The 14265-nt window shown below is 62.3% G+C and carries 11 protein-coding genes; 8 read left to right on the top strand and 3 right to left on the bottom strand.

The window, feature by feature from the left end; genetic code table 11:
- Positions 1-253 precede the first annotated feature (253 nt).
- Positions 254-1354, top strand: a complete 1101-nt coding sequence (gene gbcB / locus ABRP30_RS26245) for a glycine-betaine demethylase subunit GbcB (protein WP_267819346.1) — start codon at positions 254-256, stop codon at positions 1352-1354.
- 209 nt (positions 1355-1563) lie between these two features.
- Here gbcB and ABRP30_RS26240 read toward each other — a convergent pair whose 3' ends face one another.
- On the bottom strand, positions 1564-3189 hold the full coding sequence (locus ABRP30_RS26240) for a methyl-accepting chemotaxis protein (protein WP_349975953.1): 1626 nt from the start codon (positions 3187-3189) through the stop codon (positions 1564-1566).
- Between the two features lie 277 nt (positions 3190-3466).
- On the opposite strand from ABRP30_RS26240, the gene ABRP30_RS26235 reads away from it, so the two are divergent.
- From ABRP30_RS26235 to ABRP30_RS26225, 3 genes are all read left to right on the top strand, one after another.
- Entirely contained in the window at positions 3467-3697 is a 231-nt protein-coding gene (locus ABRP30_RS26235; RefSeq protein ID WP_012316647.1) for a hypothetical protein, read from the top strand.
- Complete coding sequence (locus ABRP30_RS26230; protein WP_012316646.1) at positions 3694-3996, top strand: cell division protein ZapA; 303 nt, start codon at positions 3694-3696, stop codon at positions 3994-3996. Before ABRP30_RS26235 ends, ABRP30_RS26230 begins: the two co-directional genes overlap by 4 nt.
- 137 nt (positions 3997-4133) lie before the next feature.
- Positions 4134-6071 (top strand): methyl-accepting chemotaxis protein, encoded by a 1938-nt coding sequence (locus ABRP30_RS26225; protein WP_349975952.1) that lies wholly within the window; start codon positions 4134-4136, stop codon positions 6069-6071.
- A gap of 103 nt (positions 6072-6174) precedes the next feature.
- Here ABRP30_RS26225 and ABRP30_RS26220 read toward each other — a convergent pair whose 3' ends face one another.
- Together ABRP30_RS26220 and ABRP30_RS26215 are read right to left on the bottom strand one after the other, a co-directional pair.
- Positions 6175-6657 carry a hypothetical protein gene (locus tag ABRP30_RS26220; protein ID WP_349975951.1) on the bottom strand — a complete coding sequence of 161 codons (483 nt, stop codon included), beginning with the start codon at positions 6655-6657 and terminating at the stop codon, positions 6175-6177.
- A 170-nt stretch (positions 6658-6827) separates the two neighbouring features.
- Positions 6828-7868, bottom strand: a complete 1041-nt coding sequence (locus ABRP30_RS26215; RefSeq protein ID WP_241805616.1) for a low specificity L-threonine aldolase — start codon at positions 7866-7868, stop codon at positions 6828-6830.
- A 469-nt stretch (positions 7869-8337) separates the two neighbouring features.
- Here ABRP30_RS26215 and ABRP30_RS26210 point away from each other — a divergent pair, with 469 nt between their 5' ends.
- From ABRP30_RS26210 to ABRP30_RS26195, 4 genes are read left to right on the top strand one after another with little or no spacing between them, the layout of a single operon-like run.
- Complete coding sequence (locus ABRP30_RS26210; protein WP_349975950.1) at positions 8338-9591, top strand: serine hydroxymethyltransferase; 1254 nt, start codon at positions 8338-8340, stop codon at positions 9589-9591.
- 15 nt (positions 9592-9606) lie between these two features.
- Complete coding sequence (locus ABRP30_RS26205) at positions 9607-10857, top strand: sarcosine oxidase subunit beta family protein (protein ID WP_241805618.1); 1251 nt, start codon at positions 9607-9609, stop codon at positions 10855-10857.
- A 14-nt stretch (positions 10858-10871) separates the two neighbouring features.
- The gene (locus ABRP30_RS26200) at positions 10872-11207 is read left to right on the top strand and encodes a sarcosine oxidase subunit delta (protein WP_241805619.1); all 336 of its coding nucleotides are present in this window, start codon (positions 10872-10874) and stop codon (positions 11205-11207) included.
- The gene (locus tag ABRP30_RS26195) at positions 11204-14221 is read left to right on the top strand and encodes a sarcosine oxidase subunit alpha (protein ID WP_267819337.1); all 3018 of its coding nucleotides are present in this window, start codon (positions 11204-11206) and stop codon (positions 14219-14221) included. The genes ABRP30_RS26200 and ABRP30_RS26195 overlap by 4 nt, the downstream gene beginning before the upstream one ends.
- Positions 14222-14265 lie beyond the last annotated feature (44 nt).

Here is a 14265-nt window from a genome sequence, read left to right as displayed (position 1 = left end):
ATCGTTGTTGTGGTGCCGCAAGAGCATCTGTGAAAAAACAGCAGGTTCTTTTGCCGTGGAGTGTGCGTCCGAAGACGCCGCGAACCGTATCCATGGGCGACATGGCCGATTTGAATTACGACGCGCCAGCCCTTGTAGCACGGGGCTGGTCGCGATAAGCACGCCGATGTCGCAGGCAGGAATGTGCGACGCCTTCAGCTTGCGCATTATCGCAGCCATGAAAAGGGCCATTAGTCGGCCGCTGGAGATGAACATGTCCGATACTTTCCTCAATCCGGTCACCACCCAGACCTGGGCCAATGGCCGCCACATCGTGCGTTGCGTCAAGGTCATCCAGGAGACCTGGGACGTGCGCACCTTCTGCTTCATGGCCGACCAGCCGATCATGTTCTTCTTCAAGCCTGGGCAGTTCGTCACCCTGGAACTGGAGATCGAAGGCAAGCCGGTGATGCGCTCCTACACCATCTCCAGTTCGCCGTCGGTGCCCTACAGCTTTTCGATCACCGTCAAGCGGGTGCCAGGCGGGCATGTGTCCAACTACCTGCACGACACCATGCACGAAGGCTTTGAAGTGCCTGTGCACGGCCCGGTGGGGCTGTTCAACGCCATCGACTTCCCGGCGGGCAAGGTGCTGTACCTCTCTGGCGGTGTCGGTATCACGCCGGTGATGTCCATGGCCCGCTGGTTCTACGACACCAATGCCAATGTCGACATGGTGTTCGTGCACAGCGCTCGCTCCCCCAAGGACATCATCTACCACCGCGAACTGGAGCAGATGGCTTCCCGCATCCCCAACTTCAGCCTGCACATCATTTGCGAGAAGCACGGCCTGGGTGAGCCTTGGGCGGGTTATCGCGGCTATCTTAACCAACGGCTGATGGAACTGATCGCGCCCGATTACATGGAGCGCGAGGTGTTCTGCTGCGGCCCGACGCCCTACATGACTGCGGTCAAGCGCATGCTCGAGGCGGTCGGCTTCGACATGAAGAACTACCACGAGGAGTCGTTCGGCGCGACGCCGGCAGAGGCCAAGGCCGATGCCGTGGAGCATGCCGAGCAGGCGGCCGATGCGCCGGAAGTGGACGTGTCCGAGCTCAACCTGGTGGAGTTCATCGGCAGCGAGAAGAGCATCCGGGTCGTTCCTGGCGAGACCGTGCATGCGGCGGCGGCCAAGGTCGGGCTGATGATCCCCAAAGCTTGCGGCATGGGCATCTGCGGGACCTGCAAGGTGCTCAAGCTGGGTGGCGAGGTGGAGATGGAGCACAACGGCGGGATTACCGAGGAAGATGAAGCCGAGGGCTATATCCTGTCGTGCTGCAGCGTACCCAAAGGGGACGTGCGGATCGATTACTGATCCGCTAATGGCTGGGGCTGCCTTGCAGCCCAATCGCCGGCAAGCCGGCTCCCACAGGATGGACTGCCCCCAAGAGGTTGGACACCAATCCAATGTCCTGGGGCAGGCCATTTTTGGGAGCAATGGTTTTACCCGATTTCTAACGGCTGGCGCAGACCCTGTGGGAGCCGGCTTGCCGGCGATTGGGCCGCAAAGCGGCCCTGGTGCTCTCAGGTGCGAAAGCGCGCCACCAGCCCATTCAAATCCACAGCCAGGCGCGACAGCTCTGCGCTCGCTGCGCTGGTCTGATGTGCGCCGGTCGCGCTCTGCACCGACAAGTCATTGATGTTCACAAGGTTGCGGTCAACCTCACGTGCTACCTGGGCTTGTTCTTCCGCCGCGCTGGCGATTACCAGGTTGCGTTCATTGATCTGCGCCACTGCCCCGGCAATGGTGTCCAGCGCCATACCGGCGCCCTTGGCGATGTTCAGCGTCGACTCGGCGCGTTCGGTGCTGGTGCGCATCGATTCGACCGCCTGTTCGGTGCCGCCTTGGATGCTGCCGATCATCCGTTCGATTTCGCTGGTCGATTGCTGGGTACGGTGTGCCAGCGCACGCACTTCATCCGCCACCACCGCAAACCCACGGCCCGCTTCGCCGGCCCGCGCCGCTTCGATGGCCGCATTGAGCGCCAGCAGGTTGGTCTGGTCGGCCAGGCCGCGGATCACATCCAGTACCTTGCCGATGTCGCGTGATTGTTCGGCCAAGTGAGTGATCAGTTTGGCGGTGGCCTGCACATCACCGCTCATCCGCTCGATGGCGCCTACGGTTTCCAGCACCAGGTCACGCCCGTCGCCGGTCGAGCGGCTGGCTTCGCTGGAGGCTTCTGAGGTGCTCACAGCGTTACGCGCCACTTCCTCGACGGCGCTGGTCATTTCGGTCACCGCCGTGGCGGCCTGCTCAATCTCATTGTTCTGCTGTTGCAGGCCACGCGCGCTCTCGTCGGTAACGGCGTTCAGCTCTTCGGCGGCCGACGCCAGCTGGGTAGCGGAGCCAGCGATCTGCTGCAGGGTGTCGCGCAATTTTTCCTGCATGCGCCCCATCGCGCGCAGCAGGCGCGCGGCCTCATCGGTGCCTTCGGCGCGGATGGTATGGGTCAGGTCACCGTCGGCAATCTGCTCGGCGGCCTTGAGGGCTTCGTCGATAGGTTTGACGATGCTGCGGGTCAGCAGCAACGCGCAGAGGAAGGTCAGCACGGCTGCGGCAACCAGCAGGCCGACTACCAGGACGAAGGCCGCTGAGTACTGGTTGGCGGCGGTTTCGTTGGTCGCGCGGGTCTGGTCGGTGTTGATCCGCACCAGGGTGTTCATGACTTTGTTGATTTGCTCGGAGTTGGCCAGCAGGTCGCGGTTGAGCAGGTCACGCAGTTCATCAGTGCGGTTGGCCTGGCTCAGGCTGCGCATGCGCGATTCCAGCTGACGGTACTGGTTGAGCAGTTCGGTGTACTGGTCGAAGGCGGCCTGTTCGTCTGCCGCGCTGATCAGTGGCAGGTAGGCCTGGCGAGCGCGGTCGATCTCGGCGTTGCGCTGGTCCAACAGGTTGAGGGTGTCGCGCTGTACTTCCGGTTCGCGGTTGAGCAGCAATCGGTAGGAGAGGGTGCGCAGGCGCAGGTTGAGCGAGGTCAGCTCGTCCAGGGTCTTGATACTGGGCACGCTGATGTTTTCGATGGCAAGGCCCGCCTGGCGGATGTTGCCCATCTGCATGAGCGAGAAGATACCAAGGCCGAGCATGAGCAAGCCGATCAAGGCGAACCCGAGCAAGGCGCGGGGGGCGATATTCATGTTGCGTAGGGACATGGCGGGACGAATCCAGGCAAAAGGAGTGGACGCGTTCCCTGCGACGAAATATGACTTGCCTGGCTATCGGTCGTGACCGGCCAGTCTTGAGTGTGAACGGCAAAAATTGTGAGCCTGCTATCCATTTACCTGACCGGCGGTTGACCCAAGTCGGAACAAGGCGCCCGATACCCTGTCAATCTGCGGGTTAGAAACCTTGAGATTCCGATATTTAATGGCGAGTGCTCACACTTTTCTTTATCGTGTGCGCCCTTTGCAACAACCCGAGATAGACCCCATGCTGGAAGCCTCCCTGAATCAACTCGAGCAACTGGTCAGCGACCTGATGCAGAAAAACGCTCAACTCACCGAGCAGAACACCACGCTTGGCCAGGAACTGGCCCAAGCCAAGGAAGAGAACGAAACCCTGCAACTGTCGTTGATGGAGCAGGAAGAAAAGCACGGTGCCACCGCTGCGCGCATCCAGGCGCTGGTTGAACGCGCCAGCGCAGGTGTCGTCGGCGCATGAGACTGCAAGCGCAGCCGGTCAATGTCGTGTCGATCCTCGGCAACGACTATTCGATCAAGGCGCCCGAAGGCCAGGAAGAAACCCTGGCGCAGGCGGTACGCATGCTCAACACCGCCCTTGCCGAAACCAAACGTTCGTACCCGACCCTGATCGGCGATAAGCTGCTGGTGCTGGCCGCCCTGAATCTGTGTTCCAAGCAGGTTGAACTGCAGAAGGAACATCAGCAGACACTGGAGCGTACACAGGCACAGATCGACGCCACGGTGGACGCGATCGTTCGGACCATCGCCGAGCAGTAAAAGCACGCTGTCAGTACTGCGGGGACGGGTTTGCCTGCCCCCGCAGTGTCTTCAACCTTGTCGCAGGTCGCTGGTATTAATGGATACCTGAGTGTATACACTTTCCCCCAAACAATTATTCCTGGGGAGGAAGGGGCATGGGTATCTGGCGTCGAAGTATCCAGTGGCAATTGATCGCGAGCATGGGCGCGGCACTGCTGGCGAGCATCCTGGTGGTCGTGATCATTTTCACCGTAGCGCTCAACCGCCTCACCGATCGCTATCTGGTCGACACAGCCCTCCCGGCCAGCATCGAAGCCATCCGCAACGACATCGAGCGAATGCTCGGCAAGCCGCTGGTCGCCGCAGCCGACATCGCCGGCAACACGCTGCTGCGTGACTGGCTGGCCGCTGGTGAAGACGCCGGCGAAATGCCACGCTTTATCGAATACCTGCAGGCCGCAAAGCAGCGCAACCAGGCCTTCACCACGCTTTTCGCCTCGACCGAAACCGGCCACTACTACAACGAAAATGGCTTGGACCGCACCCTCAGCCGCGACAACCCCAAAGACACGTGGTTTTACGGCTACATCGACAGCGGCGCCGAGCGCCTGATCAATATCGATATCGACGGTTCCACGGGCGAGCTGGCGCTGTTCATCGATTACCGTGTGGAAAAGGACGGCAAGCTGGTCGGTGTGGCCGGCATGGGCCTGCGCATGACCGAGTTGTCACAACTGATCCATGACTTCAGCTTTGGCGAGCACGGCAAGGTGTTTCTGGTACGTAACGATGGCTTGATCCAGGTGCATCCGGACGCTGCCCTCAGCGGCAAGCGACAGCTCGCGCAGCAGCTCGATGAACAGGCGGCCAAGGCGGTGATCAGCGGTGAGCCGGGTTTGCGCACCAGCCGATTCCAGCGTGATGGTGAAGACTTTCTGGCCTTGGGCTTACCCCTGCGCGACCTGAACTGGACCTTGGTTGCCGAGGTGCCGGAGGCAGAGATCTATGCACAGATGCGTCAGGCGCTCTGGCTTACCACGTTGATCGGCGGTGGTGTGGCGCTGCTCTCGCTGTTGCTGGTGGTGGTGCTGGCGCGTGGCTTGGTACAGCCTGTGCGCCGAGTGACTGCCGCGTTGGTGCAGATTGGTAGTGGCGGCGGCGACCTCAGCCATCGTCTGGACGATTCGCGTCAGGACGAACTGGGCGAACTGGCCCGCGGATTCAACCGATTTCTCGACAGCCAGCGCGGCCTGATCGGCGAAGTACTGCGCACCACCGAGCGTTTGCATCGTGCGGTCGAGCAGGTGACGCAGGTGGTGGACAACACGGCTGAACGTTCCGGGCGGCAGCAGGAAATGACCGAAATGGTCGCCACCGCCGTGCACGAAATGGGGCTTACCGTGCAGGACATTGCCCGCAACGCCGGCGATGCTGCGCAAGCTTCGCAGTCAGCGCGCGAGGAAGCCTTGCAGGCGCGTGAAGTGGTACGCCGGTCGATCCAGGGTATCGAGGGCATGTCGGGTGATATCGGCAAGGCGGCGGATGCGGTGGCGCAACTGGCCGACGAAGTCGCCTCCATCGATGAAGTGTTGGCGGTGATCCGCAGCATCTCCGAGCAGACCAACCTTTTGGCGCTCAATGCTGCCATCGAGGCGGCGCGGGCAGGGGAGATGGGGCGCGGCTTTGCCGTGGTGGCCGATGAGGTGCGGACGCTGGCGCGGCGTACCCAGGTGTCCACGGATGAGGTTCAGCAGATGATCCAGCGCCTCAAGCACGGCGCAGGTTCGGCGGTGACGTCGATGCAGGCGGGGCAGCAGGCGACGGGGAGTGGCGTGGCGTCGAGCCAGCGAACCGGGGCCTCGTTGGGGGCGATTACCGACCAGGTCGAGCACATCAGCGACATGAACCACCAGGTGGCCACGGCGACGGAAGAGCAGTCGGCGGTGACCGAGGAGATCAACCGCACGGTGCAGGGGATTTCTGACCTGGCCAGGCAGACCGCGGCGGAAGTGCAGGGGTGTCGGCAGGAGTGCCAGGCGTTGCGCGGGCTGGCCGATGACCTGGCCCGGCAGATGGGTGGGTTCAAGCTTTAAACACGCAGGCCAGGTTACGGTCCATCGTGACCAATGCCGCTCCCGGAGTGCCGGCGCCAATGGAAGCGGCGTTGCTACGGTGGGCGGCTAACCCAAAAGATGCTCATGCTGAGTCTTTGGTTTCAGTGATCCACCAAGATATGTTGTCCAGCACTTTATACTCGAACTGCTGTTCTTTGACCGAGTACTTGAGTTCGTCGCCGTCGCTGATGATTTCTAACTTATCGTCCTGCAATAAATTGACGAGCATGTATTTATCGGAAATGCCTTCAATTTCATAGCTTTCATCATGCGGTGTGATGAGATACACGATGGTTTCAGTGCTGTTTGCAGTGCGTTGCTCAATGGTTGCCTTGAGCGCATTCCGGGTTCTTTCACTGATTGAAACTTTTGCCTTTTGGGATTTATCCAGCGTGATTGCCACGCTCTCGTCGCCGTTGAGCCGTTCCTGCGAGATCTTGACCACGGTGCCTGAGGTTCCATGGTGGCTAAAGTAGTGCCCAGGCTTGAGAGCGCGGAAGTACTTGAGGTTCGCGGCTTCAATACCTGGCAATTCGTTATCGTTGATCAATATTTTAGTGGCCATGATACGTCCTCGTAAAACTCAGCCACTGAGGGTTGTGGCCCCGAAGAACATAAAAGCTCTGTGACGGGCTGCAAACTGGCAGAACTGTCAGGTGACATTCAGTGCAAGGCTGTTGTAAGCGTTGTTGAACAAGCGGTTTGGCGGGCCGTAAGGCCCGCCATGCAATTACGTCAGGCGCCGATGACGCTACGGATATCCGCTGCCAGTGAGCGCACCCGTTCCTCTTCGGTATCCCATGAACACATGAACCGCGCCCCGCCGCTGCCAATGAAGGTGTAGAAGCGCCAGCCTCTGGCGCGCAACGCTTCCAACGCGGGCTCCGGCATCTGCAGGAACACCCCGTTGGCCTCTACCGGGAACATCAGCTCTACCCCCGGCAGGTCACTCACCAACGACGCCAGCAACTGTGCGCAATGGTTGGCGTGGTTGCCATGGCGCAGCCAGGCGCCGTTTTCCAGCAGCCCCACCCAGGGTGCCGACAAAAAGCGCATTTTCGAGGCCAGTTGCCCGGCCTGCTTGCAGCGGTAGTCGAAGTCTTCGGCCAGGTCGCGGTTGAAGAACAGGATCGCCTCACCGACCGCCATACCGTTCTTGGTGCCGCCAAAGCACAGCACATCCACGCCGGCCTTCCAGGTCAGCTCGGCCGGGCTGCAGCCAAGAAATGCGCAGGCATTGGTGAACCGCGCGCCGTCCATGTGCAGGTTCAGGCCCAGCTCTTTGCAGGTGGCGCTGATCGCCTTGAGCTCATCGGGGCGGTACACGGTACCTACTTCGGTAGCCTGGGTCAGGGTCACCACACGTGGCTTGGGGTAGTGGATGTCTTGGCGCTTGAGCGCCACTTCACGGATCGATTGCGGCGTCAGCTTGCCGTTGACGCTGGGCGCGGTGAGCAGCTTGGAGCCGTTGGAGAAAAACTCCGGCGCGCCACATTCATCGGTTTCTACGTGGGCGGTCTCGGAGCAGATCACGCTGTGGTAGCTCTGGCACAAAGAGGCCAGGGCCAGCGAATTGGCGGCGGTGCCGTTGAAGGCGAAAAACACTTCGCAGTCGGTTTCGAACAGCTCGCGGAAGTACTGGGCGGCGCGCTCGGTCCACTGGTCGTCGCCGTAGGCGCGGTCGTGGCCGATGTTGGCCTTTTCCATCGCTGCCCAGGCTTCGGGGCAGATACCGGAATAATTGTCGCTGGCGAATTGTTGGCTTTTGTCTGTCATGACACGGTCCTGTGAACGAAGCAGAACAGCACTCTAAACCATCGATTCAGCGGTTGCCTATACAAGCTCTGCACGGTTGCTGGTGTGGGGTTCTCATGCCGGTCGAACCGCCGGTGAGCGGTGCCTGGCGGGGCTCCAGTGGCCTTGGCAGCGGTGGGGCAGTCAGTCTGATCAGGGCTGCTGCGCAGCCCATCGCCGGCAAGCCGGCTCCCACCAATACGGTGCCAGCCTCAAGAACTGCCGCAGGCCAGCCCCCGCAGATAAGACCCAGGCCTCGAACACTGCCGCAGTCCGGTGGGCGCCGGCTTGCCGGCGATAGGGCCGTTGCGAGCAACAAAAAAGCGAATGTCGTAAACGCGCCATTGCAAGGCGTGCGCAGGCATCTGACCCTCCCCGGCCAGTCATACCATCGCCACAAAGGGCCACAGTGCCTTACAGACAAGAAACGATCGCTGCCGGGAGAACCACGATGTTCAGCAAGCAAGACCAGATCCAGGGTTACGACGACGCACTGCTGGCGGCGATGAATGCCGAAGAACAGCGCCAGGAAGATCACATCGAACTGATCGCCTCGGAAAACTACACCAGCAAGCGCGTCATGCAGGCCCAAGGCAGCGGCCTGACCAACAAGTACGCCGAAGGCTACCCAGGCAAGCGCTACTACGGTGGCTGCGAGCACGTCGACAAGGTCGAGGCGCTGGCCATCGAGCGCGCCAAGCAGCTGTTCGGCGCCGACTACGCCAACGTTCAGCCGCACTCCGGCTCTTCGGCCAACAGCGCGGTTTACCTGGCCCTGCTGCAGGCCGGTGACACCATCCTTGGCATGAGCCTGGCCCACGGCGGCCACCTGACCCACGGCGCCAAAGTGTCGTCTTCGGGCAAGCTGTACAACGCCGTGCAGTACGGCATCGATACCAACACCGGGCTGATCGATTACGACGAGGTCGAGCGCCTGGCCGTCGAGCACAAGCCGAAGATGATCGTTGCCGGCTTCTCGGCATACTCCAAGACCCTCGATTTCCCACGCTTTCGCGCCATCGCCGACAAGGTCGGTGCACTGCTGTTCGTCGACATGGCCCACGTCGCCGGCCTAGTTGCCGCTGGCCTGTACCCGAACCCGATCCCGTTCGCCGACGTGGTGACCACCACCACCCACAAGACCCTGCGCGGCCCACGTGGCGGCCTGATCCTGGCCAAGTCGAACGAAGAGATCGAGAAAAAGCTCAACGCCGCTGTGTTCCCTGGCGCCCAGGGCGGCCCGCTGATGCACGTCATCGCCGCCAAGGCTGTGTGCTTCAAGGAAGCTCAGGAGGCTGGGTTCAAGAGCTACCAGAAGCAGGTCATCGAGAACGCCCAGGCCATGGCCCAGGTATTCATCGACCGCGGCTACGACGTGGTCTCCGGCGGTACCGACAACCACCTGTTCCTGGTCAGCCTCATCCGCCAGGGCCTGACCGGCAAAGATGCCGACGCTGCCCTGGGCCGCGCGCACATCACCGTCAACAAGAATGCCGTGCCGAACGACCCGCAATCGCCGTTCGTCACTTCCGGCCTGCGCATCGGTACCCCGGCTGTCACCACCCGCGGCTTCAAGGTCGCCCAGTGTGTGGCCCTGGCCGGCTGGATCTGCGACATCCTCGACAACCTCGGTGACGCTGACGTCGAAGCCGATGTGGCGAAGAACGTCGCGGCCCTGTGCGCAGACTTCCCTGTTTACCGCTGAGTGGAGTAAACGACCATGCAACGCTACTCGGGCTTCGGCCTCTTCAAACACTCCCTCAGCCACCACGAGAACTGGCAGCGCATGTGGCGCACGCCGACCCCTAAAAAGGTCTACGACGTGGTCATCGTTGGCGGTGGCGGCCATGGCCTGGCCACGGCCTACTACCTGGCCAAGGAACATGGCATCACCAATGTCGCGGTGGTTGAGAAAGGTTACCTGGGCGGCGGCAACACCGCCCGTAACACCACCATCGTGCGTTCCAACTACCTGTGGGACGAGTCGGCGCAGCTGTACGAGCACGCCATGAAGCTGTGGGAGGGCCTGTCCCAGGACATCAACTACAACGTGATGTTCTCCCAGCGCGGCGTCTACAACCTGTGCCATACCCTGCAGGACATTCGTGACTCCGAGCGCCGCGTCAGCGCCAACCGCCTCAACGGCGTCGATGGCGAACTGCTCAACACCGCCCAGGTCGCGGCCGAAATCCCGTACCTGGACTGCTCGAAGAACACCCGTTACCCGATCCTCGGCGCTACCGTTCAGCGCCGTGGCGGCGTCGCCCGTCACGACGCGGTGGCCTGGGGCTATGCCCGTGCCGCCGACGCCCTGGGCGTGGACCTGATCCAGCAGACCGAAGTGATCGGTTTCCGCAAGGAAAACGGCGCAGTGATCGGTGTGGAAACCAACAAAGGTTTCATCGGCGCCAAGCGCGTCGGCGTGGTCACCGCCGGTAACTCCGGGCACATGGCCAAGCTGGCCGGCTTCCGCCTGCCGCTGGAATCGCACCCCCTGCAAGCACTGGTGTCCGAGCCGATCAAGCCGATCATCGACAGCGTGATCATGTCCAACGCCGTGCACGGCTACATCAGCCAGTCCGACAAGGGCGACCTGGTGATCGGCGCCGGTATCGACGGCTGGGTCGGCTACGGCCAGCGCGGTTCGTACCCGGTCATCGAGCACACCCTGCAGGCCATCGTCGAGATGTTCCCCAACCTCTCGCGCGTGCGCATGAACCGCCAGTGGGGCGGCATCGTCGACACCTCGCCGGACGCCTGCCCGATCATCTCCAAGACCCCGGTCAAGAACATGTTCTTCAACTGCGGCTGGGGCACCGGCGGCTTCAAGGCGACCCCGGGCTCGGGCAACGTCTTCGCCGCCAGCCTGGCCAAAGGCGAGATGCACCCGCTGGCTGCGCCGTTCTCCATGGACCGTTTCTACAACGGCGCACTGATCGACGAACACGGCGCCGCCGCCGTCGCCCACTAACCGGAGACACCGTCATGTTGCATATTTTCTGTCCCCACTGCGGCGAGCTGCGCTCCGAAGAAGAGTTCCACGCCTCTGGCCAGGCGCACATCGCCCGCCCGCTGGACCCTAACGCCTGCTCCGACGAAGAGTGGGGCACCTACATGTTCTTCCGCGACAACCCGCGCGGTATTCACCATGAACTGTGGGACCACGTTGCCGGCTGCCGTCAGTACTTCAACGTCACCCGCGACACCGTGACCTACGAAATTCTGGAAACCTACAAGATCGGCGAGAAGCCACAGGTGACCGCAGGCGGCAAGCAAAGCAACGCACCGTCGACCGTCAAAGGCCAAGGGGAAAAAGTATGAGCCAGACCTATCGCCTCGCCAGCGGCGGCCGTATCGACCGCAGCAAGGTCCTGAACTTCACCTTCAACGGCAAGACCTACCAGGGTTATGCCGGCGACAGCCTGGCCGCCGCGCTGCTGGCCAATGGCGTCGACATCGTTGGCCGCAGCTTCAAGTACTCGCGCCCACGCGGCATCATCGCCGCCGGTACCGAAGAGCCGAACGCCATCTTGCAGATCGGCTCCAGCGAAGCCACGCAGATCCCCAACGTGCGCGCTACCCAACAGGCGCTGTACGCAGGCCTTGTCGCCACCAGCACCAACGGCTGGCCCAACGTCAACAACGACGTCATGGGCATCCTCGGCAAGGTGGGCGGCAGCATGATGCCGCCTGGCTTCTACTACAAAACCTTCATGTACCCGAAATCGTTCTGGATGACGTACGAGAAGTACATCCGTAAGGCAGCAGGCCTTGGCCGTGCGCCGCTGCAGAACGACCCGGACAGCTACGACTACATGAACCAGCACTGCGACGTGCTGATCGTCGGCGCCGGCCCTGCAGGCCTGGCCGCTGCCCTGGCGGCGGCGCGCAGCGGTGCCCGGGTGATCCTGGCAGACGAACAGGAAGAGTTCGGCGGCAGCCTGCTCGACAGCCGCGAGACCCTCGACGGCAAACCGGCCGCTGACTGGGTAAACGCCGTGGTCAAAGAGCTGCAAAGCCTGCCGGACGTGACCCTGCTGCCACGCGCCACGGTCAACGGCTACCACGACCACAACTTCCTGACCATTCACGAGCGCCTCACCGACCACCTGGGTGACCGCGCCCCGATCGGCCAGGTTCGCCACCGCGTGCACCGTGTACGTGCCAAGCGCGTCGTACTGGCCGCCGGCGCCCACGAGCGCCCGCTGGTGTACGGCAACAACGACGTGCCGGGCAACATGCTGGCAGGCGCTGTCTCGACCTATGTGCGCCGTTATGGCGTGGCACCGGGCCGCAAGCTGGTGCTGTCGACCAACAACGATCATGCCTACCGCGCTGCGCTGGATTGGCATGACGCCGGCTTGCAAGTCGTCGCCATCGCCGACGCCCGCCACAACCCACGTGGTTCGCTGGTCGAGGAAGCCCGTGCCAAAGGCATCCGCATCCTCACTTCCAGTGCTGTGATCGAGGCCAAAGGCAGCAAGCACGTCACCGGCGCCCGCGTGGCGGCCATCGATGTGCAGGCACACAAGGTCACCAGCCCAGGCGAAACCCTCGACTGCGACCTGATCGCGACCTCCGGCGGCTACAGCCCTATCGTCCACCTGGCCTCGCACCTGGGCGGTCGCCCGGTATGGCGTGACGACATCCTTGGCTTCGTGCCCGGTGATGCGCCGCAGAAGCGCGTGTGTGTGGGCGGCATCCACGGTGTGTATGCGCTGGGCGATGTGATTGCCGATGGTTTCGAAGGGGGCGTGCGCGCAGCCACTGAAGCCGGCTTCAAGGCAACCACCGGCACGCTGCCAAAAACCGTTGCGCGCAAGGAAGAGGCCACCGTGGCGCTGTTCCAGGTGCCGCACGACAAAGGCAGCAAGGGGCCGAAGCAGTTCGTCGACCAGCAGAACGATGTGACCGCCGCCGGTATCGAACTGGCCACCCGCGAAGGCTTCGAATCGGTCGAGCACGTCAAGCGCTATACCGCGCTGGGCTTCGGTACCGACCAGGGCAAACTGGGCAACATCAACGGCCTGGCCATCGCCGCCCGTTCGATCGGTATCACCATTCCGGAAATGGGCACCACCATGTTCCGCCCCAACTACACACCGGTGACTTTCGGTGCGGTAGCGGGCCGTCACTGTGGCCACTTGTTCGAACCCGTGCGCTTCACTGCCCTGCATGCCTGGCACGTGAAGAACGGCGCTGAGTTCGAAGATGTCGGCCAATGGAAGCGCCCTTGGTACTTCCCCAAGGCGGGTGAAGACATCCACACCGCCGTGGCCCGTGAGTGCAAGGCCGTGCGCGACAGCGTGGGCCTGCTGGACGCCTCGACCCTGGGCAAGATCGATATCCAGGGCCCGGATGCCCGCGAGTTCCTCAACCGCATCTACAGCAACGCCTGGACCAAGCTCGACGTGGGCAAGGCCCGTTATGGCCTGATGTGCAAAGAAGACGGCATGGTCTTCGACGACGGCGTGACCGCCTGTGTCGGCGACAACCACTTCTACATGACCACCACGACCGGCGGCGCCGCACGCGTGCTGCAGTGGCTGGAGCTGTACCACCAGACCGAATGGCCAGAGATGAAGGTGTACTTCACCTCGGTCACCGACCACTGGGCCACGCTGACCCTGTCTGGCCCCAACAGCCGCAAGCTGCTCAGCGAGCTCACCGACGACATCGACCTGGACAAGGACGCCTTCCCGTTCATGACCTGGAAGGAAGGCACTGTCGGCGGCGTGCCGGCCCGTGTGTTCCGGATTTCGTTCACCGGTGAGCTGTCGTACGAAGTCAACGTGCAGGCCAACTACGCCATGGGCGTACTGGAAAAAGTCATCGAGGCCGGCAAGAAGTACAACCTGACCCCGTACGGCACCGAAACCATGCACGTGCTGCGTGCCGAGAAGGGCTTCATCATCGTTGGCCAGGACACCGATGGTTCGATGACCCCGGACGACCTCAACATGAGCTGGTGCGTGGGCCGTAACAAGCCGTTCTCGTGGATCGGCCTGCGTGGCATGAACCGCGAGGACTGCGTGCGGGAAAACCGCAAGCAGCTGGTGGGCCTCAAGCCGGTGGACCCGACCAAGTGGCTGCCCGAAGGCGCCCAGTTGGTGTTCGATCCGAAGCAGCCGATCCCGATGGACATGGTCGGCCACGTCACCTCCAGCTACGCGGCCAACTCCCTGGGGTATTCGTTTGCCATGGGTGTGGTCAAAGGCGGCTTGAAACGCATGGGCGAGCGCGTTTATTCGCCGCAAGCCGATGGCAGCGTGATCGAGGCGGAAATCGTGTCTTCGGTGTTCTTCGATCCGAAGGGTGAGCGGCAGAACGTTTGACTCCAGGCCCTGTGTCGAGCCGGCTGGCCCAATCGCCGGCAAGC

This window comes from Pseudomonas sp. WHRI 8519 (assembly GCF_040224055.2).
Classification (GTDB): Bacteria; Pseudomonadota; Gammaproteobacteria; order Pseudomonadales; family Pseudomonadaceae; genus Aquipseudomonas; species Aquipseudomonas putida_X.
Note: the sequence above shows the minus strand (reverse complement) of the source record. Positions and strands in the feature narration are given on the sequence as shown.

Bases quoted from the DNA above. Each gene is read 5' to 3' on its own strand.
- ABRP30_RS26215 (WP_241805616.1), bottom strand. From the start codon at position 7,868: ATGACAGACAAAAGCCAACAATTCGCCAGCGACAATTATTCCGGTATC.
- ABRP30_RS26230 (WP_012316646.1), top strand. From the start codon at position 3,694: ATGAGACTGCAAGCGCAGCCGGTCAATGTCGTGTCGATCCTCGGCAAC.
- ABRP30_RS26200 (WP_241805619.1), top strand. From the start codon at position 10,872: ATGTTGCATATTTTCTGTCCCCACTGCGGCGAGCTGCGCTCCGAAGAA.
- gbcB (WP_267819346.1), top strand. From the start codon at position 254: ATGTCCGATACTTTCCTCAATCCGGTCACCACCCAGACCTGGGCCAAT.
- ABRP30_RS26240 (WP_349975953.1), bottom strand. From the start codon at position 3,189: ATGTCCCTACGCAACATGAATATCGCCCCCCGCGCCTTGCTCGGGTTC.
- ABRP30_RS26205 (WP_241805618.1), top strand. From the start codon at position 9,607: ATGCAACGCTACTCGGGCTTCGGCCTCTTCAAACACTCCCTCAGCCAC.
- ABRP30_RS26220 (WP_349975951.1), bottom strand. From the start codon at position 6,657: ATGGCCACTAAAATATTGATCAACGATAACGAATTGCCAGGTATTGAA.
- ABRP30_RS26225 (WP_349975952.1), top strand. From the start codon at position 4,134: ATGGGTATCTGGCGTCGAAGTATCCAGTGGCAATTGATCGCGAGCATG.
- ABRP30_RS26195 (WP_267819337.1), top strand. From the start codon at position 11,204: ATGAGCCAGACCTATCGCCTCGCCAGCGGCGGCCGTATCGACCGCAGC.
- ABRP30_RS26235 (WP_012316647.1), top strand. From the start codon at position 3,467: ATGCTGGAAGCCTCCCTGAATCAACTCGAGCAACTGGTCAGCGACCTG.
- ABRP30_RS26210 (WP_349975950.1), top strand. From the start codon at position 8,338: ATGTTCAGCAAGCAAGACCAGATCCAGGGTTACGACGACGCACTGCTG.